Origin of the sequence: Bradyrhizobium sp. CCBAU 51745 (assembly GCF_028128715.1) — a bacterium.
In the GTDB taxonomy this organism is placed as follows: Bacteria; Pseudomonadota; Alphaproteobacteria; order Rhizobiales; family Xanthobacteraceae; genus Bradyrhizobium; species Bradyrhizobium manausense.
Genome location: NZ_LBJP01000001.1, coordinates 451,907 through 476,915 on the forward strand (window position 1 = coordinate 451,907; position 25,009 = coordinate 476,915).

Annotated in this window: 22 protein-coding genes; 10 read left to right on the forward strand and 12 right to left on the reverse strand. The window is 64.9% G+C overall.

All coding sequences use genetic code 11. From position 1 onward, the window contains the following. Window positions 1-1,341: 1,341 nt before the first annotated feature. Complete coding sequence (locus XH98_RS02175) at window positions 1,342-1,659, reverse strand: hypothetical protein (protein WP_271617668.1); 318 nt, start codon at window positions 1,657-1,659, stop codon at window positions 1,342-1,344. Between the two features lie 231 nt (window positions 1,660-1,890). Between XH98_RS02175 and XH98_RS02180 the strand changes: the two genes are divergently transcribed. The 9 genes from XH98_RS02180 (at window position 1,891) to XH98_RS02220 (ending at window position 12,702) form a co-directional block, all read left to right on the forward strand. Beyond that, the gene (locus XH98_RS02180) at window positions 1,891-3,114 is read left to right on the forward strand and encodes an SMP-30/gluconolactonase/LRE family protein (protein ID WP_271617669.1); all 1,224 of its coding nucleotides are present in this window, start codon (window positions 1,891-1,893) and stop codon (window positions 3,112-3,114) included. Window positions 3,115-3,247: 133 nt separating this feature from the next. Continuing rightward, a complete protein-coding gene (locus tag XH98_RS02185) occupies window positions 3,248-4,366 on the forward strand; it encodes a D-alanine--D-alanine ligase family protein (protein WP_271617670.1) in 1,119 nt (372 codons plus the stop codon). A gap of 41 nt (window positions 4,367-4,407) precedes the next feature. Continuing rightward, window positions 4,408-5,511: an NAD(P)/FAD-dependent oxidoreductase gene (locus tag XH98_RS02190; RefSeq protein WP_271617671.1), complete on the forward strand. Its 1,104-nt coding sequence runs from the start codon at window positions 4,408-4,410 to the stop codon at window positions 5,509-5,511. 213 nt (window positions 5,512-5,724) lie between these two features. Next, window positions 5,725-6,969 (forward strand): ABC transporter substrate-binding protein, encoded by a 1,245-nt coding sequence (locus XH98_RS02195; protein WP_442868534.1) that lies wholly within the window; start codon window positions 5,725-5,727, stop codon window positions 6,967-6,969. A 109-nt stretch (window positions 6,970-7,078) separates the two neighbouring features. Continuing rightward, complete coding sequence (locus XH98_RS02200) at window positions 7,079-7,954, forward strand: branched-chain amino acid ABC transporter permease (protein ID WP_271602674.1); 876 nt, start codon at window positions 7,079-7,081, stop codon at window positions 7,952-7,954. Window position 7,955: 1 nt separating this feature from the next. Then, on the forward strand, window positions 7,956-8,882 hold the full coding sequence (locus tag XH98_RS02205; protein ID WP_271602673.1) for a branched-chain amino acid ABC transporter permease: 927 nt from the start codon (window positions 7,956-7,958) through the stop codon (window positions 8,880-8,882). Then, window positions 8,882-10,363 (forward strand): ATP-binding cassette domain-containing protein, encoded by a 1,482-nt coding sequence (locus XH98_RS02210; protein WP_271617672.1) that lies wholly within the window; start codon window positions 8,882-8,884, stop codon window positions 10,361-10,363. The genes XH98_RS02205 and XH98_RS02210 overlap by 1 nt, the downstream gene beginning before the upstream one ends. A gap of 42 nt (window positions 10,364-10,405) precedes the next feature. After that, on the forward strand, window positions 10,406-11,644 hold the full coding sequence (locus XH98_RS02215; protein ID WP_271617673.1) for an ABC transporter substrate-binding protein: 1,239 nt from the start codon (window positions 10,406-10,408) through the stop codon (window positions 11,642-11,644). Window positions 11,645-11,802: 158 nt separating this feature from the next. Beyond that, complete coding sequence (locus XH98_RS02220; RefSeq protein WP_220004480.1) at window positions 11,803-12,702, forward strand: SMP-30/gluconolactonase/LRE family protein; 900 nt, start codon at window positions 11,803-11,805, stop codon at window positions 12,700-12,702. Window positions 12,703-12,713: 11 nt separating this feature from the next. On the opposite strand, the gene XH98_RS02225 is transcribed toward XH98_RS02220, so the two are convergent. Genes XH98_RS02225 through XH98_RS02260 form a run of 8 tightly spaced genes read right to left on the reverse strand, consistent with a single transcriptional unit; the run spans window position 12,714 to window position 19,643 of the window. Further along, window positions 12,714-14,012: an MSMEG_0569 family flavin-dependent oxidoreductase gene (locus tag XH98_RS02225; protein ID WP_271617674.1), complete on the reverse strand. Its 1,299-nt coding sequence runs from the start codon at window positions 14,010-14,012 to the stop codon at window positions 12,714-12,716. A gap of 12 nt (window positions 14,013-14,024) precedes the next feature. Continuing rightward, the gene (locus XH98_RS02230; RefSeq protein ID WP_271602668.1) at window positions 14,025-14,312 is read right to left on the reverse strand and encodes an MSMEG_0570 family nitrogen starvation response protein; all 288 of its coding nucleotides are present in this window, start codon (window positions 14,310-14,312) and stop codon (window positions 14,025-14,027) included. Then, on the reverse strand, window positions 14,305-15,471 hold the full coding sequence (locus XH98_RS02235) for an MSMEG_0565 family glycosyltransferase (RefSeq protein WP_271617675.1): 1,167 nt from the start codon (window positions 15,469-15,471) through the stop codon (window positions 14,305-14,307). The genes XH98_RS02230 and XH98_RS02235 overlap by 8 nt, the downstream gene beginning before the upstream one ends. Then, on the reverse strand, window positions 15,468-16,463 hold the full coding sequence (locus tag XH98_RS02240) for a sll0787 family AIR synthase-like protein (RefSeq protein WP_271617676.1): 996 nt from the start codon (window positions 16,461-16,463) through the stop codon (window positions 15,468-15,470). Before XH98_RS02240 ends, XH98_RS02235 begins: the two co-directional genes overlap by 4 nt. A 2-nt stretch (window positions 16,464-16,465) precedes the next feature. Next, window positions 16,466-17,014, reverse strand: coding sequence for an MSMEG_0567/Sll0786 family nitrogen starvation N-acetyltransferase (locus tag XH98_RS02245; RefSeq protein ID WP_220004475.1), 549 nt, complete (start codon window positions 17,012-17,014; stop codon window positions 16,466-16,468). Further along, window positions 17,011-18,141: an MSMEG_0568 family radical SAM protein gene (locus XH98_RS02250; protein WP_271602665.1), complete on the reverse strand. Its 1,131-nt coding sequence runs from the start codon at window positions 18,139-18,141 to the stop codon at window positions 17,011-17,013. The genes XH98_RS02245 and XH98_RS02250 overlap by 4 nt, the downstream gene beginning before the upstream one ends. Then, window positions 18,056-19,123, reverse strand: coding sequence for a Nit6803 family nitrilase (locus tag XH98_RS02255; RefSeq protein ID WP_271617677.1), 1,068 nt, complete (start codon window positions 19,121-19,123; stop codon window positions 18,056-18,058). Before XH98_RS02255 ends, XH98_RS02250 begins: the two co-directional genes overlap by 86 nt. A 37-nt stretch (window positions 19,124-19,160) precedes the next feature. Further along, a complete protein-coding gene (locus tag XH98_RS02260; protein ID WP_188100874.1) occupies window positions 19,161-19,643 on the reverse strand; it encodes an MSMEG_0572/Sll0783 family nitrogen starvation response protein in 483 nt (160 codons plus the stop codon). 332 nt (window positions 19,644-19,975) lie between these two features. Here XH98_RS02260 and XH98_RS02265 point away from each other — a divergent pair, with 332 nt between their 5' ends. Next, the gene (locus XH98_RS02265; protein WP_271602663.1) at window positions 19,976-21,364 is read left to right on the forward strand and encodes an aminotransferase-like domain-containing protein; all 1,389 of its coding nucleotides are present in this window, start codon (window positions 19,976-19,978) and stop codon (window positions 21,362-21,364) included. Window positions 21,365-21,374: 10 nt separating this feature from the next. Here the strand turns inward: XH98_RS02265 and XH98_RS02270 are convergent, their stop codons facing one another. From XH98_RS02270 to XH98_RS02280, 3 genes are read right to left on the reverse strand one after another with little or no spacing between them, the layout of a single operon-like run. Further along, the gene (locus XH98_RS02270; RefSeq protein ID WP_271602662.1) at window positions 21,375-22,334 is read right to left on the reverse strand and encodes an ABC transporter permease; all 960 of its coding nucleotides are present in this window, start codon (window positions 22,332-22,334) and stop codon (window positions 21,375-21,377) included. Continuing rightward, the gene (locus XH98_RS02275) at window positions 22,331-23,443 is read right to left on the reverse strand and encodes an ABC transporter permease (protein ID WP_271617678.1); all 1,113 of its coding nucleotides are present in this window, start codon (window positions 23,441-23,443) and stop codon (window positions 22,331-22,333) included. The genes XH98_RS02270 and XH98_RS02275 overlap by 4 nt, the downstream gene beginning before the upstream one ends. After that, window positions 23,436-24,983, reverse strand: a complete 1,548-nt coding sequence (locus XH98_RS02280; RefSeq protein WP_271617679.1) for a sugar ABC transporter ATP-binding protein — start codon at window positions 24,981-24,983, stop codon at window positions 23,436-23,438. The genes XH98_RS02275 and XH98_RS02280 overlap by 8 nt, the downstream gene beginning before the upstream one ends. Window positions 24,984-25,009 lie beyond the last annotated feature (26 nt).

Consider the following 25,009-nt stretch of genomic DNA (forward strand, 5'->3'; position numbering starts at 1 on the left):
TTGACGGTTGGTTGCCGGGAGGCTCAGTGCACCGTTTCTAGACGACAAATGGCAGCAACTGCAACGCCAAAAGATGGTCAGGGGGACTGACCTGGTTGGGGGATGATTGCGTCGGAGCGACCATATCGATCCCCGTCATCCTGAGGCGCGAGTGGCGCGATGCTAAAGCATCGCGCCGGGAGCTCGAAGGATGAACGGCCTAGCTGGCGCAGCCGGGCCGTCGCCCTTCGAGGCTTGCCCTGCGGCGCGTTGCGCCCCAGGGCGCGCACCTCAGGGTGACGGTCATGGTTGGTGGCTGCTCGCAATGACGGCGTGTGAGGCGGCAGCCTCGCCCCCCCAAATGACGCTGTCATTCCCCGCGAAGGCGGGGAATCCAGTACGCCGCGGCTCCTCTGCTAATCATTGCTGTCTCGGAGTACTGGATCGCCCGGTCAAGCCGGGCGATGACGGCGGGTGTGTAGACGCAAACACACCCTCGCCTTCTCGCGGCGTGTTTCGCCCGAGTTTTGCTTCGCGCTCGCTCCCTCTGCAAACAAAGGGCGCAGGGAAGGCCGGGTGCCGGCAGGCACCCGCGGTCTGCTGCGCGAAGATGTAGCGCAAGGAGACCGCACAGCAGCATACAGGTGGTGCCGAACACACGGCCTTCCCTGCGCGATGGTCGGACGGCTTATGCCGTGCTCTCCCGGGAGCCGAATTCCTTCTGGCCTCCCTCGCCTTGCGGAAGGTACCGGCACCGCGCCGGTTGACACTGATGCCGCATCCGCAAGACTTGACCGTAGCGACGACGGCCGGGACCACACGGTTTTGCCGTACGCAAGCTTTCCTGTTCCGCCCAAAGGCGATGCAGGACATCAAGCGCCGTTCGTACAACGCGGCTTGCGAGATCCTCACGAGGCTCGGCTCAATCCACTGCCCCGCCCTGGTCCCACATCCGCGACGACGCTGCCCACGTCCACCGCAGCCCGATCCGCGGCTCGTGACGACGTACGACCGCCCCTTTTCGCCGGATCAGGATGGGCGAAACATACGACAAATCCGAATTTCGGTAAAGTGGAATATTTTGGGTGGGCGGGATTGACAGGCGAGCGAAACAGGGGCGACGGCAGGCCCTCTCTCCGCCGACATTCCGGGGCGCGCCGCTTGGCGCGAGCCCGGAATCCATTTGACCGCACAACATGAGGCAAAATGGATTCCGGGCTCGCGCTTCGCGCGCCCCGGAATGACGGCCGGATCTCTTGTTGGATTGCGCTTCCGCCTTCGCTCTTCGAGCTTCGGCGGACAAGTCGCGCGCCGCGGAATGACGGTCGAATTTTTTGTTGGATTGCGGGTCCGGCGCCCAGCCTATCCCACCCGGCGCGCGCGGGCCCTGCTCTCCCAGCGATCCAGCATCAGACCGAGTTGACCAAGCTCGCCGGTAGCCGCATGTGCAATCTGATTGGCGGCGGTCGCGTCGTTCGTATTGGCGGGCGCATTGGCGTTCAGCCAATCCGGCTGCGCGTAGTCGCTCCAACGGCGGGCTTCCGCACGGCGTTTGCGAGACTGCCGATCGCGCAGGAAATAGCCCGCCGCAAACGCAATCCCGAGCAGCACGATCAATATGACAACTTCCACAACCAACTCCGACCTTTCGCCCCAAACAGTTTTTGCGAAGCATCGCATGCGAGGTCAAGGCTTGACATGAGCGAAGCTCGCTTCCCGCGAACTGCAGAGACAGAACGAACTGCCGGCCGCCCAAACGCAGCCGCAATGCAGCCATGTTTCGACCTCGACACGCCAGATTGTCTCGTAGAGGATGCGAACCTTCCTCTCGCAACCAGGCGCGGACCGGACTAACCTTGCACCTGCTTGGCCGGATCAACCGGCCAGCCAACATGATCCGGGAGGACGCGAATGACACGCCAACAGCCGCGTGAGCAGGATGCTGCGCTTTCACGACGAACGCTGGTTCAGGGCCTTGCACTCGGAGCCGCGGCCACGATGGCCGGAACAGGCTCGGCGCTTGCCCAGAACGGCCCCGCCGCCCCGCCGACGACCATCACCACGCCGCCGCGCGACTTCAGCCCCCGCGGTGCACCGACCACTTATTTCTGGGACCCCGATATCATCGCGGTCGATCCCTCCTTCGAGGACCTCGCGCAGCCCAACACCGCGATCAAGCGGCTCTATACCGGCCTGTTGTGGGCGGAAGGCCCGGCGTGGAGCGCGCAAGGACGCTATCTGCTCTGGAGCGACATTCCCAACAACAGGCAGATGCGCTGGAGCGAGGATGACGGCCATGTCAGCGTATTCCGCATGCCCTCCAACAATTCCAACGGCAACTCGTTCGATTTCCAGGGGCGCCAGCTGTCCTGCGAACATCTGACCCGGCGGGTGACGCGCTACGAGCATGATGGCACCGCCACCGTGCTCGCCGATAATTACAACGGCAAGAAGCTGAACTCGCCGAACGATGTCGTCGCCCATCCTGACGGCAGCTACTGGTTCACCGATCCGCCCTATGGCGGCCAGCTTTACGAGGGCGAGCCCGACGGCCCGGGCGGACCGAGCAATGCGGCCGGCAAGCTCAATCCGAAAATCGGGCAGCCGGCCGGCTTCGCACCTGGCAAGCGCGAGCTGCCGACCAACTGCTATCGCATCGACCCCTCAGGCCGCGTGGATCTCGTCGTCACCGAAGATCAGGTGCCCGACCCGAACGGCCTCTGCTTCTCGCCCGACTACAAGAAGCTCTACGTGGTCTCGACCGGCAAGGGTCCCGGCGACACCGGCGCCGGCGGCAAGGGCGAAGTCTTCGTGTTCGATGTCGGCAGCGACAACAAGCTCTCGAACCAGAAGAGGTTCAGCGACTTCATGATCGACGGCGTGAAGTGCGGGCCGGACGGCGTGCGCTGCGACGTCAACGGCAATGTCTGGGCCTCCAGCAATGCCGGCCGCGCCGTCGGCTATAGCGGCGTGACGGTGTGGTCGCCGGAGGGCAAGCTGCTCGGCCGCATTCGCCTGCCCGAAGTCTGCGGCAATGTCTGCTTCGGCGGACCGAAGCGCAACCGCCTGTTCATGGCGGCGAGCCAGTCGCTGTACGCGGTATACACGGCGACGCAGGGTGCGGGACCGGGCTGAGCGGGTGTAAGCTCAAGTGCGACGAGGCGCCGGCGTGCCCCGCCGGCGCCGACTTGTTTCGAATGTCATCACCGACGGGTGAACATAGAGGCAAGAGAGGTGACTTCCGCGCGAAGCGCGTGATAGTTGAAGCATGGCAGATAAAATTCGCGTCGTTGTTCTCTATGGCGGCAGGTCCGGTGAGCACGAGGTCTCGCTGAAATCGGCCGCCTCCGTGCTCCGGCATCTCGACCGTGCGCGCTTCGAGGTGATCCCCGTTTCCATCGACAAGACCGGCCGGTGGCAATGGAACGATCTTGCGGCGATCGACCCGGCGGAGCCGTCCTTGCCGATCCTGCTCGATGCACCCGAGATGCGGCTCGCCAGGGGCGCTGACGGAGGCGGCGTTCTCGTGCCTGTTTCCGCAGGCGCAGGCGGCCCGATCGAGATCGACGTCGTGTTTCCAGTCATGCACGGTCCCCTGTGCGAGGATGGCACCGTGCAGGGCCTTTTGGAGCTGGCCGAAGTCGCCTATGTCGGATCGGGCGTTCTCGCCTCCGCCGTCAGCATGGACAAGGACGTCGCCAAGCGGCTGGCTGAATTCGCCGGCGTTCCGGTCGCGCCCTATCGCGTGCTGACGCGTAAAGCCTTCGCCGCCGATCGCCCCGCCTCTCTCGCCAGGGCGATCGAGGGCCTGAGCCTGCCGGTGTTCGTCAAGCCGTGCAACATGGGCTCCAGTGTCGGCATCCACAAGGTGAAGACGCTGGATGCGCTTGGGCCCGCGCTCGATGATGCGTTTCGCTACGATCTCAAGGTGCTGGTCGAACAGGGCATCGACGCCCGCGAGATCGAGGTCGCCGTGCTCGATGGCGAGATGCTGTTTGCGAGCGTTGCCAGCGAGCTCAATCCCAACGCTCAGCACGAATTCTATTCCTACGAGGCCAAATATCTGGATCCCGACGGCGCGCGCGTCGATCTTCCGGCCAGGCTCGATGCAGCCCAGATGGCGCGCGTGCGCGCGCTCGCGGTGCAGCTGTTCGCGGCGCTCGAATGCAGCGGCCTTGCGCGCGTCGATTTCTTCCTCGATCGGCAAACCGGCGAATTCTGCTTCAACGAGATCAACACGCTGCCCGGCTTCACCTCGATCAGCATGTATCCGAAGATGATGGAAGCTTCAGGCGTGCCGTATCGCGAGTTGCTGACGCGCCTCGTCCATCTGGCGCTGGACCGCCATCAGCAGCGTCATGCGTTGGAACGCGGCTATTCGAGCTAGGTTGTTTTTGGCAGCCCCAGGCTTACGGCGGGAAACAGGCCATGCGCGTTGTGATCTGCGGCGGCGGCGTGATCGGGGCCTGCACCGCCTACTTCCTCCGCCGCCACGGCGCCGAAGTCATCGTCGTGGAGCGGACCGGAGTCGCGGCCGCGGCCTCCGGCAAGGCCGGCGGCTTTCTGGCGCGCGACTGGTGTGCGGGCACGCCACTCGACACGTTGGCGCGGCGCAGCTTTGCGCTTCATGCGCAACTGCCCAAGGAGATCGCCGGCGATTGGGGCTATCGCCCGATGAATGCGTATAGCGGCTATGTCGCGACCGATGACGATGCGCGTCGGACTACGTCGTCCGCGCTCGACTGGCTGAGCGATAGTATCGTCCTCGCGCAACGCATCGGCACGCCCGAGTCGACCGCGATCGTTCACCCCAGAAAGTTCACCTCGGCCGTGATGAATGCGGCGATCGCGCAAGGCGCCGAGCTTCGCCATGGCCGCTTTACTGGCATCGCGCGCGACGCAGATCGCGGCGCCGTCAAGGGCGTCGGGGTGGAAGACGATGTCATCGAAGCGGATGCCGTCGTGATAGCAATGGGGCCCTGGTCGCTTCTCGCTGCAAGCTGGATGAGTCTGCCAGCCCTCCATGCCCAAAACAGCCCGAGCATTTTGTATGACACAGGCACAAAGGTCTCGGCAGACGCCTTGTTTCTGGATACGGAGATCCACGGCCACGCCACCAGCATCGAGGTGTTTCCTCGCCCGGACGGCAGCACCTATGTCACCGGCTTCCCCGACACCTCTGCCTTCCCCACTGATCCGGCCGACGTGAAGCCCGATCCGTACAGCATGAAGTGGTTGCAACAAATATCGGAGCAACTGTCGCCGCTGTTCCGGCCGGACAAGATCATCGCGAAACAGGCCTGCTTTCGTCCGGTGACGGCGGACGGCTTGCCGCTGATTGGCCGCGTGCCGCAGGATGAAGGGCTCTATGTTGCGACCGGACACAGTGTCTGGGGTATCCTGAATGCCCCTGCAACCGGCGAAGCGCTGGCGGAGTTGATCGCCGAAGGCGCAACGCGCAATGTCGACCTCGCGCCATTCGATCCTGCCCGGCTCAAGCCACTCGATCTGCCGCGGCGGCGATGGCGATGAATGCCGGCGCGCCTGCGATACACGCGCATGCCCATCGACGAAATCTGCATGCCTGCGTGCGGAATAACGCTCTGTCCTGCCCGTTATTTACGCAGCTAGACTTTAGTCCCCATCGTACACTCCTGAATACAGTTCCACTTGCCGAGGATTCTCTCGCCGCTATAGTCGCGCCCCAATAGCTCAAAGAAGCTTGGTTCAAAGGGAGAGAACAATATGAATAAAGCACTCTCTGGTGCATTGCTAAGTGCGTTTGGTGCTGCCGCTGCGGGCGTGATGTTGGCAGCCTCAGGTGCGGCCTTTGCGGCTGATCCAATCAAGATCGGCGTGATCGCGGAGGCGCAGGCGATCGCCGGCGCATCGATCCCGCAGGCGGCGCAGCTCGCCGCCGACGAAATCAACGCCAACGGCGGCGTCGACGGCCGCAAGATCGAAATCATCGGCTACGACAATCACTCCTCCTCGGCAGATTCGGTGCGCGCGTTCCAGCGTGCGGTGAACGAGGACAAGGTCAACGTCGTCATCGCCAGCTATATCAGCGAAGTGGTGCTGGCGCTGGAGCCCTGGGCCTCGCGGCTGAAGACGCCGTTCGTGACGCCGGGTGCTGCCTCCAACGAGATCAGCAAGAGCGTCCACGCCGATTACGAGAAGAACAAGTACACCTTCCACGGCTATCTGACCTCGGCGGCACTGGCGCTTTCTGTGTGCGACGGCGCCAAGGATCTGCTCGTCGACAAGATGCACATGAAGACGGCGGTCATCATGAGCGAGGACGCCGCCTGGACCAAGCCGCTCGACGTCGGCTACGAGGAGTGCCTGCCCAAGGTCGGCCTGAAGGTGCTCGACCACATCCGCTTCTCGCCCGATACCACCGACTTCACCCCGATCTTCAACAAGATCGAGGGCGCCAAGCCCGACGTGATCATCACCGGCATCTCCCATGTCGGCGTGCAGCCGACGGTGCAGTGGAAGAACCAGCAGGTGCCGATCCCGATGTTCGGCATCTCCTCGCAGGCGACCAACGAAACCTTCGGCAAGGACACCAACCAGGCCGCCGAAGGCGTGCTCTATCAGGGTGTCTCCGGGCCCGGCGTCGCGGTGACGCCGAAGTCGGTGCCGTTCGCGGAGAACTTCAAGAAGAAGTACGGCAACTACCCGTCCTATGCCGGCTACACCGCCTATGACGAGGTCTATTACATCGCCGACGCCGTGAAGCGCGCCGGCTCGCTGGATGCCGACAAGCTGGTCGATGCGCTGGAGAAGACCGACTGGGAAGGCACGATCGGCCGCGTCCAGTTCTATGGCAAGGACGATCCGTTCACGCACTCGATCAAGTACGGCAGGGGCCTGATCACCGGGCTGATGCTGCAATGGCAGGACGGCAAGCAGAGCGCGGTCTGGCCCAAGGAGGTCGCCAAGGTCGACATCAAGTTCCCGAGCTTCATCAAGCTCAGCAACTGATCGGAACAGCTCCCGGGACCATCGCCCGGGAGCTTCCACTTGCGGCGCAGCACCTTTCCTCAAAGCGGCAGCCTGACTGCCAGCCCATAGACCGGATTGCCAATCTTCAATGCGAGCTTTCCAGATTCTGATCGATGGCTTTGCCATCAGCGCTCTCTACGCTCTCGGTGCCACCGGCTTCACACTGATCTTCGGCGTCTCCGGCGTGCTCAACCTCTCCCACGGCGCCATCATGGTGGCGGCGGCGGTGGCGGCATGGGCCGCCGCGAGCATTCTGGGCGTCGGCACCTATGCCGGCGCACTTGTTGGCGTCGGCGTCGCTCTCCTCACCGCTTTCCTCACCTACTTCGCCGTCGTGAAGCCGATCCAGGATTCCCGGCGCATCCCGAATGAGGAGAAGGAGATTTTCGTACTCACCGGCACCCTGCTCTGGGGCATCATGATCCAGGAGCTGATCGCCTATTTCTTCACCAACAACGCCAAGACCGTGCTGCCGATCGTCGAAGGCGTGGTCGATATCCTCGGCGTCCGTACGCCCACGAACGAGATCTTCACCGCGATCGTGTGCTGCCTCGTCATCGCGCTGTTGTGGCTCCTGGTGAACCGCACCCGCACCGGCAAGGCTGTGCTGGCGGCCTCGATGAATCCGCGCGGCGTGACCCTGCTCGGGCTCGAGCTCACCAACATCTATATCGTGGTGTGGGCGATCTACGGCATCCTCGCCGGCATCGCCGGCGTGCTGCTCGGCATGTTCTTGGGGGTCAGCTCCTACAGCGTCGGACCGTTGACCGCGAGCGCGTTCTCGATCGTGGTGCTCGGCGGCCTCGGCAGCGTCTCCGGCTCGCTGATCGCGGCCTTCGTGGTCGGCTATCTCGAAACGCTCACGGCCTATCTGGTCTCGCCGGCCTATCGCACCATTCCGGCGCTGCTGCTGCTCGTGTTCGTGATGTACATCCGGCCCCAGGGCCTGCTGGGGAGGCGCTGAGATGGCCGGATTCTTTACCTCGCGCCTGTTCTTCGTCTCGCTGGCGCTCGTCATCATCGCGGCGACGCTGCCGCTCTACGTCTCCGGCTACGTGCTCGGGCTGCTCACGGTCGCGTTCTATTTCGGCGTATTCGCGATGGCCTGGGACCTGCTGTTCGGCTTTGCGGGCGAGGTCAATTTCGGCCCGACCTTCCTGATCGGCGTCGGCGCCTACACGGCCGGCATCCTCAATGCCCAGCTTGGCTGGTCGGTCTATCTCTGCATCGTGCTCGGCGCGCTTGCCTCGGTCATAGCGGGCCTCGTGCTGGCGCTGCCGGCGCTGCGCGTGCGCGGACCGTATTTCGGCCTAACCACGCTGGTCGCGGTGCTGATGCTGCAAAACTTCGTCGTCGTGTTCGCCGACCTCACCGGCGGCGAAATCGGTCTCACCATCCCTGACGTCATCACCATCAATGCCGGCGCCAATTACTGGATCGCGCTCGGCTTCATGACGATCTCGGCGGCGATCCTCTACGGCCTGTCGCAATCCCCTGTCGGTCTCGTGCTGCAAGCCAGCGGCCAGGATCCGGTGCAGGCCGGCGCGCTCGGCTTCAACATCGTCAAGCACAAGCTCGCCGCCTTCATCGTCAGCGCGTTCTTCTCGGGGCTGTCAGGCGCGCTGCTGGTGTTCTACTTCGGCACCGCCTCGGTCGGCACCGTCGTCGACGTTGCGGTCGGCGTCAATGTGATCGTCTCGGCCGTGCTCGGCGGAAGGCGCACCGTGCTCGGCGCGGCGCTGGGCGCGATCTTCCTGATCGTCGCCGGCGAGTTTCTGCGCCCGACCGGCGAGCTTGCGACCTTCATCGTCTCGGCGGTGGCGCTGCTCGTCGTCCTGTTCTTCCCCGGCGGCTTCCTAGGAGCGGCCCTCTCGCGCGAGGCTCGCTCGTAATGGATCAGAGGCTTTCCAACCGGCCCGTGCTCGAAGTCCGCGGCCTCACCAAGCGCTTTGGCGGCCTGACCGCGGTGAAGAACCTCAACTTCGACGTCAACAGCGGCGAGATCTTTGGCCTGATCGGGCCGAACGGCTCGGGCAAGTCCACCGCGATGAAGAGCGTGATGGGCATCGAGCGCCCGACCGCGGGCGACGTCGTGTTCGAAGGTGAGAATGTCGCCGGCCTGCCCGCACACAAGATCGCGCGCAAGGGCTTTGGCATGGTGTTCCAGCACTCGCGGCCACTGAACCGGCAGACGGTGCTGGAGAACATCATGGTGGCGCTGCTGCCGGACAGCCTGTTCATGCTGTTTCCGGACAAGGCGCTGGTCGAGCGCGCCAAATGGATCGCCGACCGCGTCGGCTTGGGCTCCGTGATGAACCGCCGCCCGCCGACGCTGCCCTTCGCCGATCTGCGCCGGCTCGAGCTTGCAAAAGCGATCGCGCGCGACCCAAAAGTGGTGCTGGTCGACGAGCCCTTCGCCGGTCTCACCCGCGCCGAGGTGGACGTGTTCTCCGACCTGATCCGCAGCTTCCGCGATGACGGCCGCGCGGTGATGCTGGTCGACCACAACGTCAAGAGCGTCGCGGCCCTGGTCGACCGCGTGCTGGCAATGTATCTCGGCGAGGAGATCGTCACCGGCAGGGCCGACGACGTCATGCGAAACGAGACCGTGCGGCGGGTCTATCTCGGCGGCGCCATCGAGACCCATGCGCGGCCCGAGACGAGCTTCAAGGACAAGGTGCCGCTGCTCCAGGTCGAGAATGTCAGCGTCCATTACGGCAAGGCGCAGGCGCTGGAGAATGTCTCCATCCACATCCACGAAGGCGAGTTCGTCTCCATCGTCGGCCTCAACGGCGCCGGCAAGACCACGCTGTTCAACACCATCTCCGGCTTCCTGCCCTACACCGGGGAGATCGTCCGCGGCGGCGAGAAGCTGCGCGGCACCAGCCCCGCCAAGATCGCCCGCAGCGGCCTCGTGCAATGCCCGGAGTCGCGCGAGCTGTTCGGCGAGATGACGGTGCGGGAAAACCTCGATCTCGGCGGCCAGCATCTGGACGACGCCAAGCGCGCGGCACAACTCGCCTGGCTGTTCGAGCTGTTCCCGATCCTGAAGGAGCGCCAGGGGCAGATGGCGCAAACGCTGTCAGGCGGCGAGCAGCAGATGCTGGCAATCGGCCGCGCGCTGATGATGCAGCCGCAGATCCTGATCCTGGACGAGCCGACACTGGGGCTCGCGCCCGTTATCCTCGAGCTGCTCTCCAAGGCGCTGGAGAAGCTGCGACAGACCACATCGATCACCGTGCTGCTCGGCGAGCAGAACGTGACCTTCGCGCTGCCCCATGCCGACCGCGTCTATGTGCTGGAGCACGCCAGGATCGTCTGGGAGGGCGATCCCGGCCGCTTCGCCGCGGAAGCCGGTGCCGATTTTCTCTAAGTCGCGCGTATCAACAAAGAAAACAACGAAAGGGAAACGACCATGCGATCATCGACGGCTTTGAGTTCCGCCTTCCTCACCTCCGCTCTGGCGCTATGCCTCGCAGCTCCCGCCTACGCGCAGTCGAACGACCCGATCAAGATCGGCGTCATCGCCGAGGTGCAGGCGATCGCAGGCGCGGCGACACCCGGCGGCGCGCAGATCGCCGCCGACGAGATCAACGCCAAGGGCGGCATTCTCGGCCGCAAGGTCGAGATCGTCACCTATGACAACAAGAGCTCCTCGGCCGACTCGGTGCGAGCATTCCAGCGCGCGGTGAGCGAGGACAAGGTTTCTGCCGTGATCGCGAGCTACATCTCCGAGGTCGTGCTGGCGCTGGAGCCCTGGGCCGCGCGGCTGAAGATGCCGCTGATCACGCCGGGCGCCGCCTCGAACGAGATCACCAAGGCGATCCACAATGACTATGAGAAGAACAAGTACACCTTCCACGGCTATCTGACCTCTGCCGCCCAGGCCCAACTCGTCTGCGACGCGGCCAAGGATCTGCTGGTCGACAAGATGCACATGAAGACCGTCGCGATCATGAGCGAGGACGCCGCCTGGACCAAGCCGCTCGACGTCGGCTACGAGGCCTGCCTGCCCAAGGCGGGGCTGAAGGTCGTCGAGCATGTGCGCTTCTCGCCTGACACCACCGACTTCACACCGATCTTCAACAACATCGAAGGCAAGAAGCCTGATGTGATCGTGACAGGCATCTCCCATGTCGGCGTGCAGCCGACGGTGCAGTGGAAGAACCAGCAGGTGCCGGTGCCGATGTTCGGCATCAGCGCGCAGGCGCTGAGCCCGACCTTCTGGAAGGACACCAACGGCGCAGCCGACGGCGTGCCCTCGCTTGCGGTCGCGACGCCCGACGTCGCCGTCACCTCGAAGACCAAGCCGTTCGCGGCCGCGTTCAAGGCCAGGTTCGGCGCGCCGCCGGCCTATACCGGCTACACCGCCTATGACGAGGTCTACATCATCACCGACGCAATCAAGCGCGCGGGATCGACCGACCCGGACAAGATGGTCGCCGAACTCGAGAAGACCGACTACGAAGGCACGATCGGCAAGATTCAGTTCTACGGCAAGGATGACGAATTCACCCATGGCATCAAGTCCGGCCCGGGCGCGGTGACCGGCCTGGTCTTCCAGTGGCAGGACGAGAAGCAGGTCGTGGTCTGGCCGGAGAAGATCGCGGAAGGCAAGCTGAAGTTTCCGAACTTCGTGAAGCTGTCGCAATAACAGGCCCAAACGCCAGATCACCTGCGCGATGCCCGGGCCCTCCCGGGCATTTCGTTTTTGTCCGTTGATGCGAACCATCTTGCAAATTCGACAAGGTCGATCAAACTAACGACCGCACGCAGGCCACCTTAAGAATCTGCGGCTATCGCGGAGGACGCATGCTCCCCTATGTCGTTCACGACCCTCGCTTCGAGAAGCTGGTCATCGGCCATGTCAATCTCGAAAAGCTCTTCACCGGCTGCCGCTGGGCCGAAGGCCCCGCCTATTTTCCGGCCGGGCGCTACCTGATCTGGTCCGACATTCCGAACAACCGGATGATGCGCTTCGACGAGACCGACGGGTCGGTGTCGGTGTTCCGCTCGCCGAGCTTCAATTCCAACGGCAACACCACCGACCGCCAGGGCCGGCTGGTGAGCTGCGAGCACTTCATGCGGCGCGTCAGCAGGACCGAGCATGACGGCTCGATCACCGTGCTGGCTGACGCGTTCGAGGGCCACCGGCTGAATTCGCCCAACGACGTCGTGGTCAAGTCGGACCATTCGATCTGGTTCTCCGATCCGACCTACGGCATCGACAGCGACTATGAGGGGCAGCAAAGCCCGTCCGAGATCGGCGCCTCCAACGTCTATCGGATCGATGCCAACACCGGCGCCATCACGCGCGTCGTGTCCGACCGGGTGCAGCCGAATGGCCTCGCCTTCTCGCCGGACGAGACCCGGCTCTACGTCGCCGACACCGGCGCGACGCATGTGCGCGGATTGCCGCCGACGATCTGGTCGTATGAAGTCAGGGGGCAGACGGTCGGCGAAGCCTCGCTGTTCGCGACCTGCCCGGACGGGCTCTATGACGGTTTCCGCGTCGACATCCATGGCAACATCTGGACCTCGGCGGGCCGCAGCGTGTTCTGCTACGCGCCTGACGGGACCCACATCGGCACGGTCCCGATCGGCGAGATCGTCGCCAATGTCTGCTTTGGCGGCCCGCGCCGCAACCGCCTCTATATCTGCGGACAGACCTCGCTGTATTCGATTTATCTCAACACGCGAGCGGCGGTGTAGGGCGTGCGAGGCTACACAGCCTCGCTCGCTGCATATTGCTCGCGTGGGGCTGCCTGATACTGGCCGGCGTGCGACACGCTCGATCGCGCCTCGATGTGGTCTGCGACAAACTCTGCATCACGCCCGATGCCGACGAACCGGCCCGAGCCCCAGGTGTAAAGCCAGGGCAGGCCGATCACATAAGCGCCGTCGACCGACGTGACGCCCCGCTTGTGGGTTGGATAACCGGCGCCGTCGAACATCGGCAGGTCGACCCAGGACCAGTCGGAGCGGAAGCCGGTCGTCCAGATGATGCTCGTGATGCCGCTCGCTGCGAGATCGAGCTCCGTGGGCACCGCGGCGGGGGTCCACACCGGCTCGTAGTGAGGCGTCTCGGGCGCGGCGATCCTGTTCCTTGCGATGTGCTCGTCGATCATCCGGCAGATGCCATTATAGACGCGATCGGCATTGTCGAGATTGACCTGGAGATCATCGCCAAGCTGCAGGCGCGTTCCACGACCGTCCTTGAGGCGACCGTAGAGCTTCATGCCCTCGAGCGCGAATTTGCGCAGATCGATGTCACGGCCGCCGTCCCTTCCGGTCAGGTAATGGTTGGCGTTCTTGCGGACCCCCTCTTTCAACGAATGCTTGTCGACCGGCAGGTCGTACTGGCCGAGATCGTCGAGCCAGTCGACGGCGTCGCGGCCGCGATAGAAACGCGGGCACCGCGGCGCGCTGCCGACGGCGAGATGCACCTTGCGGCCGGCCAGGTGCAGATCCTCCGCGATCTGGCAGCCCGACTGCCCGCTTCCCACCACGAGGATCTCGCCCGGCGGCAGCTGATCCGGATTGCGGTAGGCGGAGGAGTGGAGCTGCATGATCGACGAATCGAGCCGGTCGGCAAACGGCAGCACCTTGGGAACGTGATATCCGCTGACCGCCAGCACGACGCTGTCAGCAGCGATCTCGCCCATCGTCGTCTCGAGCGTGAAGCCGCGATCGGATTGCCTGAGTCGCGTGACGGCGACGCCTTCGCGGACCGGCGCATCGATGCGCCTGGCGAAATCCTCGATATATTTGACGATCTCGTCGCGCAGCATGAATCCATGCGGATCGCTGCCGGCATAAGGAAATCCCGGCAGCTTGCATTGCCAGTTCGGCGTCACCAGGCAAAACGCGTCCCACCGCTGCGTCTTCCAGGAATGCGCGATGGTGTTTTTCTCCAGCACAATATGCGCGATGCCATGCGCCTTGAGCTGCGCGCTCATCGCCAGGCCGGCCTGGCCGCCGCCGATCACGACGACCGGATAGTGAGTGTGAAGGTCGGACATGATCAGCTCCTGCTAGTCTTCAAACGAGACGATGGTGACGGAAGCGCCAGGCGTGGCCTCGAACTGTGCGGCCGCGGCCTCGATCCGGGCGAGTTGACCGAGCGCACGCGAGCAGAGGAAGCCGTACTTCTCGCGGACGCGCTCGGCCGCGATCGTCAGCGCGACGCGGCTGCGCTCGCGGAAATCGTCGAGCGCGTAGGTCGTGCCGGCGACGAAGTGGTCCTTGATGACGAGCGAGGGCGAATAGCAGGCCTCGATCCGCTCATCGGGCCAGCGCACGTGAAAGTGCAGCTCAGGCATAATGCACCTCTCGCATGTCCTGATAGGTCGTCATGTGGGCCTTGGCGGTGCGGCGCCAGTCGTGAAGCCGGGCGACCCTGGCGCCATTCGCAATCAGGCGCGAGCGCAGCGGCTCAGCGAGCGCGCTGAGGGCGGCATCCGCGATCGAGCCGGGATGATGCGGATCGCACCAGGCAACATCGTCCGCGCCGAGATATTCCGTGAACGGCGCGAGATGCGAGACCACCGCGGGCACGTTACTCGCCATCGCCTCCAGCACGGCCAGGCCAAAGCCTTCGCGCAACGACGGGAACAGCAGCACGTCGGCCAGACGAAACAGCGATGGCATCTCGGCATCCGCCAGCGGACCGGTTTCGATGACGGTATCAACAGGCAAGCCCGCATCGCGCAGCCGCGATTTGAACTGCTCTCGATACGTGCCATGATCCAGCAGAGAAGCCCCGCCGGCGATGACGAGCTGCGCGGACCGGTGCACGGCGTGCACCTGGCGGAAGGCCTCGAAAATGCCGAGCGTATTCTTGCGCTGCTCGACGCCGCCGATGGAGAGCAGGATCGGGCCTGCGCGAAGGCCGATCCGTGCACGCAACACCTGGTCGCCAGGAGCGACAGCGGGCGAATAGCGCGCCGTGTCGACACCATTGCCGACCAGCGTCGCCGCGCGCGACATCTCCGCCTGCAGCTGCGCCTGCCAGAACCGGCTGACGACGAACAGGCCGTCGGCGTGGACGATCGAGCGACGGTCGAGCTCGCCGAGCCGCTCGTCGGCGAATGCATCGATGTGATGAACGGTGCGGACATAGCGCTGGATCAGGCCGCGCTGTTTCAACGTCGCGAGCGCATTGCCGGAAATGCCGTCCTGGGCGTGGAAGACGTCGAACTGGCGGTGCGCTGGGTCCTCGAAATAGCTGACATAGTCGGCGATACGCGCCTCGACCATCGCGACGACGTCGCCCGAGACTGATGATGCAGGCACCGAGCGCGTCGCGGCGACGCTGCGGCGGAAGAAGCCTTTGCCGGTGGGGTCCGGCGCATGCGCGACCGGCCTATGTCCGAGGTCGGCAAGGGCGTCCGCCAGCGCGAGCGCATGCACCACGCCACCTCTCGGATTGGTGGAGTGGGTAAGGATCGCGATGCGAAGCCGGGGCGAGTCGCCGCTCATGCCACGCTCCGCTGCTGATGGCTCTGGCCTGGCGCACAGCCGATCAGCGGCTGCGCCGCAAAATCCCAGACCGTTGCCCGAGCGGAACCGGCGCTGATATCGACCGATGTCCCGGCGCTGACCTCTCCGATCGCGGCGGCCGCGATGCCGCGCCGCTGGAAGCGCGACAGGATCTCGTCGACGTCTCCGGGCCTGGCTGACAACAGATAGCCGAAGCTCGGGAATGTCAGCAGCCAGCGCTCGAGCGGCGCGCTCGCGGGAATCGGAATCGCCTCGATGTCCAGGGTGATGGCGACCTGCGAGCACTCGGCCAGCATCGCCGCGGTCCCGACGATGCCGCCCTGGCTGATGTCCTTGGCGGCGAGTGCGAGCCCGCTTTCTGCGATCGACGGCAGGATCTCCAGATCGCCCCGCAATCGCTCCGCCGGCGCGTCGGTCGCCGCCTCCCAATTGGCGAACGGCTCGCGGTAGCGGCCGCGCAGATCGATCGCCGCGATGAGCTTGTCGCCGGGCCTGGCGTCGAAGCTGGTGAGAAGCCGCCTGGCGCGGCCGAGGATCGCGACGGCGAACTGGCTTTGGCCGCTGCGCACATTGGTATGCCCGCCGATGACGGGCACGCCGAATGTCTTCGCCGCAGCTTTCAAGCCTTCGAGAATGGGCGCGGCCTTGTCCGCGCCATTGGACCAGATTGCATTGACGATGGCCGTCGGTCGTCCACCCATCGCGGCGACATCGGAGATGTTGACCATGGCGCCGCACCAGCCGGCGAACCAGGGATCGGCAGCGACGAATTCGTTCATGAAGCCTTCGATGGCGAACAGGGTGTAGCCGTCACCCTCCGGAATCGCTGCGCAATCGTCCCCCACCGCAATGGCGTCGCTGCCCGACAGGTCGAGCGCAGCGGCAACGGCCGCGATGTCGGCCTTGGCGGCGATGCCGCGGCTTTTGCGGAGCGTTTCGGCGAGGCTTGCGAGCGCGGCGTCCGTCAGCATGATCAGGCCGCCAGCTTTGCCAGTGACAGGAAGCCGGTTTCGGGCGTGCGGAACGGCGGGTAGTGATCGAGGTCGGCCTCCATGCGATGATGCGGCCGGCCGTGGAGCTCGAACTCGCCCAGGGAATGCCAGTGCATGTGCTGGAACAGCAGCGCGTTCTGACTTTGCACATTGGCAAGGAAGCGCCGGCAACCGCGCGCATGCGCGGAGGACACGGCGAGCCGGATCAGGCCGGCACCGACTGCGCTGAGACGCCGATAGCTCTTCGCAACGGCAAGGCGGGAGCCCCACCATACATCCGCCTCGTGCTCATCGGCGTGAATGCGCACGGTGCCGACGACCTCGTCCTCGGCGACGCCGAGCAGCGATACGGCCACGAGCGGAATGGCTGAAACGTCGATCGCATCGCGATCATCGCCCGCAAACACGCCCTGCTCGTCGCAGAACACCTTGCGACGCAAGGCTGCCGCCGCGTTGCGCTCCCAGGCTTCGGTTGCGAACTTCACCTGGAATTCCGGTGCAACGAACGGCTTGAACGGCTCGAACATCATGCGCTTGCTCCGCGTTCATAGGTGGACAGGGCCGAGCAGGCGCCGCATTTGCCGCAGCCTGCCTTGATGTCGGTGGCTCGCAGACCGCCGGCGCGCAGCATCTCGGCGAGCGGACGCAGGATGTCATGCATGAATGCCGCGGACGGCGTCGGATGACTCTCCAGCGGCGTGCCGGCGATCGGCACGAACGGCACGACGAAAGGATAGACGCCGAGATCGATCAGCCGGCGCGACAGCGCGAGAATCTCGGACGGCTCGTCGCCAAGTCCCGCGAGGATGTAAGTCGAGACCTGACCGCGGCCGAACACCGGAACGGCCGCAGCAAACGCGTCCATATATTGCGCGACCTGGACCTGCGCCTTGCCCGGCATGATCCTTTGCCGCACGGCCGGCCCGATCACCTCCAGATGCATGCCGAGCGCATCGACGCCGGAACTCTTCATGCGCTCGAACCAGGCAAAATCATCCGGCGGCTCGCACTGCGCCTGGATCGGCAGGTCGACGGCGGCTTTGACGGCCTGCGCACTCTCGGCAAGGATGCCGGCGCCGCGATCGGACGTGTGCGGCGTGCCCGTCGTCATCACCATGTGCCTGACGCCGTCGAGCTCGACGGCGACCTTGGCGACTTCGGCGAGCTGCGCCGGCGTCTTGCGCTCGACCGTGCGTCCGGCCGCGAGCGACTGGCCGATAGCGCAAAACTGGCAGGTCTTGGTGCGGCTCTGGTAGCGAATGCAGGTCTGCAGCACGGTGGTGGCGAGCACGTCGCGCCCGTGCAGGGTCGCGATCTTCCAATAGGGAATGCCGTCCTCGGTGGTGCGGTCGTAGAATTTCGGCCGCAGCGGAAACGAGACGTCGGCCAGCACCACGCCGTCGCGCGAGATGCGGCTGCGCCCGGCCGCGTCCGGGCGCTCGACCAAATAGGGGCTCTCGAAGGCCGGCGCGTTGTGGACCGGGATCATCACGGTGGCGCCGTCGATCGTGAACGGCGTGTGATCCGACGGCCCGGCGCCGCCGCGGCGGCTGGTTCCCCCGGTCTTGGGATCAGCGAGCCGGACCCCGAAGGACTGCAATTCGTTGATCAGCTGCTCGGTCGGCATCGCCATCGGAATCGCCTTGGGCTGCGGCATCTGCGGTCTCATCTGATTGGTCTTTCGGAATGGGTGCGAGGCGGTTCGGGTGAAAGCCGTGCATCGGACGCGCAGGCGCGTCGTTCAGCACCAGCGACAGCAGCTCGGGCCGGGCGTAGTGGCCGACCGAGTCCATCATCCGCTTGCGCTTGGTGATCAAAGCAAGATCGAGATCGGCGACAAGGATGCCCTCGCCGTTGGTCAGTGGCGGCACCAGATGATTGCCTTCGGGTGAGACGATCGCGGTCATGCAGCCGCCGCGCAGGCCCTTGCGCAGGCCCTCCTCCGGCGAGATTTTGGCGATCTGCTCCTCGGTCAGCCAGCCAGTGGCGTTGACGACGAAGCATCCGCTTTCCAGCGCATGATGCCGGATCGTCACCTCGATCTGGTCGGCGAAGACCTGCCCGACCAGCGAGCCCGGAAACTGGGCCGCGTGAATCTCTTCATGCTGGGCCATCAGCGCGTAGCGGGCGAGCGGATTGTAGTGCTCCCAGCAGGCCAGCGCGCCGACACGGCCGACCGCGGTCTCGACCACCTTCAGGCCGGCGCCATCGCCCTGCCCCCAGATCATGCGCTCGTGAAACGTCGGCGTGATCTTGCGGCGCTTGAGGAGAAGCGCGCCGTTCGCGTCGAACACGAGTTGAGTATTGTAAAGCGAGCCGTGATCGCGCTCGTTGACCCCGAGCACCACCACCATGCCGTGGCGCTTGGCCGCCTGCGCAACGGCATCCGTCACCGGACCAGGCACGACGACGGCGTTGTCATAGAGCTGGATGTGCTCGGCGCCGCTGAGGACCGGCGGACGGACAAAGGAGAAATACGGGTACCAGGGAACGAACGTCTCCGGAAAAACGGCGAACTGGACGCCCTTGCCCGCCGCCTCCGCGATGGCCGCCAGGATCCGGTCGACCGTTCCGGTCGGCGTGTCCAGATCCGGCGCGATTTGAATCGCGCCGGCCCTGACCGTGCGTTTCGCTGTCACTGTATCCTCCCTCGTCCGTCGCGTGGGCCGACCGAGGTCAGACGGTCCAGGTGTGGAGCATGAACGCGTCGTCCCTGCGGTGAAGCAGGATGAGGTCGAGCACATCGAGCGGGTTGATCGGCCGGATGCCCGGAATCAGCGACGGCTCGCCATGGCCGTAGAGCGCCTGCAGCGCGAACCGGCAGGCATAGACCTTGCCGCCTTCGTCCATGAATTTCGCGAGCTGGTTGTTGAAGTTCTGCGCGCCGGGGAAGGCCTCGTCGCCGATCTTCGGAAAGCCGCGCTGAATGCCGAGCGTGACACCGGGACCGTAAAGCAGAACCGAGGTCTCAAAGCCCTTCCGCTTCAGGCGCAGCGCCTGCAGAATATTGACGAGGCCGATCGAGCCTTCGAACGCGACGGTGTGGAAGGTGACCAGCGCCTTCTCACCCGGCTTTGCTTTGACGTCCTCGAAAACCTTCTCTTCGTAGTCGACAAGAAAGTCGCCCTTCTGACGTGCGGGCATGTTCACTGCTGGCATAGACACCTCCTGTTCACGTCCGGCCCTCCCGGATCGAGATCAGGTTTTGCAATCAATGTGCCAAGCAGCGTTCTGCACTACAAATCATCAAACCATACAATATGCATTCACTTATCCATTCAATGTTGAATGGAGACCTGACTGGATTTGATGGTGCTCGCGTGATGATCAAAAAATATTGCCTTAAAAATACTGGGCAGCGCGCTCGATCTATGTGCAACGCGCGCAGCCGGAACGCCTCGCCAAGGTGATCAAAAAGCGCAATACAATTGCCTGGACGCTCGCAACAATATACAGTCAATTCTACTGACGTAATTGACCGGAACCGAGCAATGGCCGACTGGCGCCCCGATCTCTCGAACAGCGACAAGCCGCGCTATCTCGCCATCGCCGACGCGATTGCCGACGACATCGCGGCCGGACGACTGGTGATCGGCGACCGCCTGCCGCCACAGCGGAAACTGGCCAAGCGCCTCGACGTCGATTTCACCACCGTCGCGCGCGGCTATGTCGAGGCGCAAAAGCGCGGGCTGATTGAATCCAAGGTCGGACAGGGAACCTTTGTTCGCGACAAGCCGCGGCCGCGGCGTTCGGCGACAAGCTTTCCGCCCCGCCCCGTCGACCTCTCGATGAACCTGCCGCCCGAGCCCGACGATCCTGAATTGATCGAGCGCATGCAGGCCGGCGCTGAACATGTGCTGCGCGACATCGCATCGCTGCTGCGCTACCAGGGCTTTGGCGGCACGCAAGCCGACAAGGACGCCGCCTCGAGCTGGCTCGGCCGCCGCGCGCTGGTGCCGGCACAGAACCGTATTTTTGTCTCGCCGGGCGCCCATCCGGCGCTGCTCGGCATCCTCTCGATCCTCGCAAAGGCAGGCGAGGTGGTGCTGTGCGAGGCGATCACCTATCCCGGGATCAGGTCGATCGCCGCGCAGCTCGGCATCACCCTCGTCGGCCTGCCGATGGATCAGGATGGCATCGAGCCGCAGGCGTTGACCGATGCCTGCAAGAAGCTGAAGCCGAGGGCGATCTACCTCAATCCGACGCTGCAGAATCCGACGACGCTGACAATTCCGGATTCGCGACGGCGCGAGATCGTCGCGATCGCCCGCCGCTTCAAGCTGCCTGTTATCGAGGACGACGCCTATGGCTTCATTCCCGAGCATGGCCACGGCCACGCGCCCTTCGCCGCGATCGCGCCCGATCTGACCTGGCACGTCGCGGGACTGGCCAAGTGCATCGGAGCGGGCCTGCGCGCCGCCTATGTCGTCGTGCCCGATACGCGCTCGGCCTGGCCGTTCGCTTCGGCGCTGCGGTCAGCGACCGTGATGGCATCTCCCCTGACCGTGGCGATCGCGACGCGCTGGATCGAAGACGGCACCGCGGACACGATGTTGCGGTTCATCCGCGCCGAGACGTCGGCGCGGCAGAAGCTCGCCGCCGAAATCCTGCCCAAGGGGTCCTATCGCGGCGATCCCCTCAGCTTCAACCTCTGGGTCGAGCTGCCGACGCCCTGGAGGCGCTCGGCTTTCGTGGAGCATATGCGGCAAACCGGCATCGGCGTCGTCGCAAGCGACGCCTTCGTCGTGGGCGATCCACCGCCCGAGGCCGTGAGAATATGCATCGGCGGCCCGTCAACGCGAACGCAAATCAGGGGCGCGCTCGAATACGCCGCTCACGCGCTGGCCGAAACGCCGGCCCTGGCGTCGCCGTTCCTCTGATCGTGCAGCGTCAGCTCGTGACGCGTTCGCCGCGGCCGTAGACCAGCAGCATGAAGATGATGACGAGGCCGTAGATCACCTGGCGGCCGGCCTCGGGCATGTCCATGATCGAGAGCACGCTGTTGAGCAGCACGATCAGCACGACGCCGATCAGCGTCCCGAGATAGCGGCCGCGGCCGCCCAGGATGTTGGTGCCGCCGATCACCACCGCGGCGATCGATGGCAGCAGATAGGCATCACCCATGCCCTGATAGGCCTTGGTGGAGTAGCCCGCGAGCAGGACGCCGGCGAGCGCCGCGGCGAGGCCGCAAAGGACGAAGCAGATCACCGTGACGCGCCGGGTGTCGACGCCGGCGAGATACGCGGCCGCCTCCTTGTTGCCGATGGCGTAGACGTAGCGTCCGAGCGCCGTGCGCTGGAGGATGATCGTGACGATCACAGATACTGCGGCCCAGACGAACAGGGCGTTGGGAATGCCGAGCGTGCGGTCGCCGGCCAGCATCCGCATCAGGTCTGTCGCAGCCGTCTGCGGAGCGTAGCCGCCGGTATGCGCGACCATCAGGCCGCGCATCACCGCATTGACGCCGAGGGTGAAGATCATCGAGGGCACGCGCAAGTAAGCGACCCCGATGCCGTTGATGAGACCGACCACGAGGCCGACGCCGAGCCCGACCGGAATGGCGAGCGGCCCGCCGATCGATGTCGCCATCATCGCGGCCGCGGCGAGCGTCCACGGCACCGACAGGTCGATCTGCGCGATCAGGATCACCATCATCATGCCGGCGGCGACAATGCCGAGGAAGGCGCCGATCTGGAGCTGCTGCAACAAATAGGTCGGCGACAACAGCGGCGCGCTGCCGAAACGGGCAACGGTATAGACCGTGCCGGCGACCAGGATGACGAGGATGAACAGCGCCGCGATCAGGATCGGACGGTCGTCGCGGGAGAGTCCGAGGGACGCGGTCGTCATCGAAACAGCTCCAGCGTATTCTTGACGCGCAGCACGCCGAGCGCGCCGATGCAGACCGCCCCCAGCAGGATCAGGCCCTCGAACAGCGGCTGCAACAGCGGCGCGATGTCGAAGATGCGGAAGAAGAACGAGATGACGCGCAGCACCATGGCGCCGAAGATCGAGCCGATGGCGCTGCCGGTGCCCCCTAACAGCGAGGTGCCGCCAATGACGACGGAGGCGATCGAGTTGAGCGTATAGGCGCCGGCTTGCGGAATGTCGGCATTGCCGGAAGAGGTCTGGATCGCGAGGAACAGGCCGCCGCAGCCGGCAAAGAAGCCCGCGAGCGTGAAGGCCGCGATCTTGGCGCGATCGATCGGAAGGCCGGACATGTAGGCGGCGCCCTCGGCCGAGCCGACTGCATAGACGGCGCGGCCGAGCACGGAGCGGCGGAACGGCACCCAGACCAGGAGCGCAATCAGGATCAGCAGCACGAACGGCACCGGGATCCAGGCCAGGGGCGCGAACCACGCCGCTGCGCCATCGCCAAAGATATGGACGGTCGCGGCGAAATCCCCGAGCGAGTTGGTCAGCGCCCAATTCAGATCCTCGTCGATCTTGCCGCCCGGCGTCGGACGCAGGAACAGCGCGATGCCGATATAGACCGCGCCGGTCGCGAGCGTCGCGATGATCGGCTGGATGCGTCCATAGACGACGATACAGCCGTTGATGAAGCCGGCCAGCGCGCCGGTCGCAAGGCAGACGACGATCCCGAGCAGGATGCCGCTCACCCCGCCGGGAAAGGTGCCGAGGCCGAGATGCAGGCCGAAGATGTCGAGGTGCAGCGGCGTGCCGCCCGCCGCCCCCGTGAGCAGGTAGCTCGCAAAACACCCCACCATGGTCATGACGGCGCCCACGGAGAGATCCAGCCCCGACGCCAACACCGGCACGGTCTGCGCCATCGCCAGCATGGCGAGGGCAAAGATCTCGTCGCCGTTCTGCACCAGAACCGCCGACGAGAAGCCCTTGGGGTGCGCGAGATTGTAGAGCAGATAGAGGATGGTGAACAACAGGACGGCGGTGACGATGCCGATGTTCTGGCGAACCCGGATGGCGATATCGTCAAGCATGGGCGGCTCCGGCAGCGTCCGGCGTCGCCGCGTCGATATTCAGCGCGCTCGCGATGATGTTGGTCTCGGTGAGCTCGTCACCTTCGAGCTCGCGCACGATGCGCCCGTCATACATGATCGCCACCCGGTCGCAGCAGCCGATGAGCTCGTCATAATCGGTCGAATAGAACAGGATGGCGGCGCCCTGGTCGGCGAGCTCGCGCATCAGCCGGTAAAGCTCCTGCTTGGTGCCGACGTCGATGCCGCGCGTGGGATCGTTGAGCAGGATGAGTTTTGGCTCGGTCATCAGCCATTTGGCGAGAACGACCTTCTGCTGGTTGCCGCCTGACAGCGTGGAGACCGCATCGCCCGGCGCGCCGATCTTGATCTGTAGTCGCGCGATGGCGCGCTTGATCATATCGCTCTCGCGCGCGCGGTCGACCAGAGGGCCGGTCGAGATCGCATCGAGCGAGGCGATCACCAGATTGTCCGCGATCGACATCGGCAGCATCAGGCCCTCGGTCTTGCGATCCTCCGGCACCAGCGCGATGCCGACCGACTTCGCCGCCGCCGGAGACCCCGGCCGCACCTCGCGGCCTTCAACGATGATCTGCCCGGTGACGCCGCGCAGCACGCCGAACAGCGCCAGCAGCAGGGATTTCTGGCCCTGGCCATCGAGCCCGCCGAGGCCGACGATCTCGCCGGCGCCGACGTGGAGCGAGATGCGATCGAGGCGCCGGTCCCAGCTCAAATTCTCGATATCAAGCACCGGCGGCGGCGATCCGCGCGGCGGCTTCGGCGGATATTGGGTCGCGATATCGCGCCCGATCATGAGCTGAACGATATCGGCGGTCGAACGCTTGCCCTTGTCGAAGGTCTCGATATGGCGGCCGTTGCGGAACACGGAGGCGCGGTCGGCCAGCGCCTCGACCTCGTGCATGCGGTGCGAGATGTAGAGAATGGCAACGCCCTCGGCCTTGAGCCGCGCCAGCATGGCGTAGACCTTCTCGACGTCGGCGCTGGTGAGGGCCGAGGTGGCCTCATCCAGGATCAAGAGCTGCGGCTTCTTGCCGAGCGCCTTGGCGATCTCCACCACCTGGCGGCGCGACAGCGGCAGGTCGCGTACGCGCATCAGGGGATTGACGTCCTCGCAGCCGATCTCGGCCAGCAGCTGTTCGGCACGGCGGCGCTGCGCCCGCGCGTCGATCAGGCCGAAGCGGCGTGGCGGCGAGGAGATCGAGATGTTGTCTGCGACCGAGAGGTCGGGCATCAGCGACAGCTCCTGGAAGATGCAGACGACGCCGGCGGCATTGGCGGCGGAGGGCGTCGCAAAGCTGACGTCCTGGCCGGCAAGCCGCATGCTGCCGGAATCGGGCTGCACCACACCCGAGATGATCTTGATCAGCGTCGACTTGCCGGCGCCGTTCTCGCCCAACACCGCATGGATCTTGCCGCGCTCGCAGGCGAAATCGACGCCTTCGAGCGCACGCACTCCGGCGTACCGCTTGGAGATTCCTGACAGCGTGAGGAAGGCATGACGGGTCAGAACGGCATCGGACATGGCGGGCTCACGCAGCGGCGGCCCGG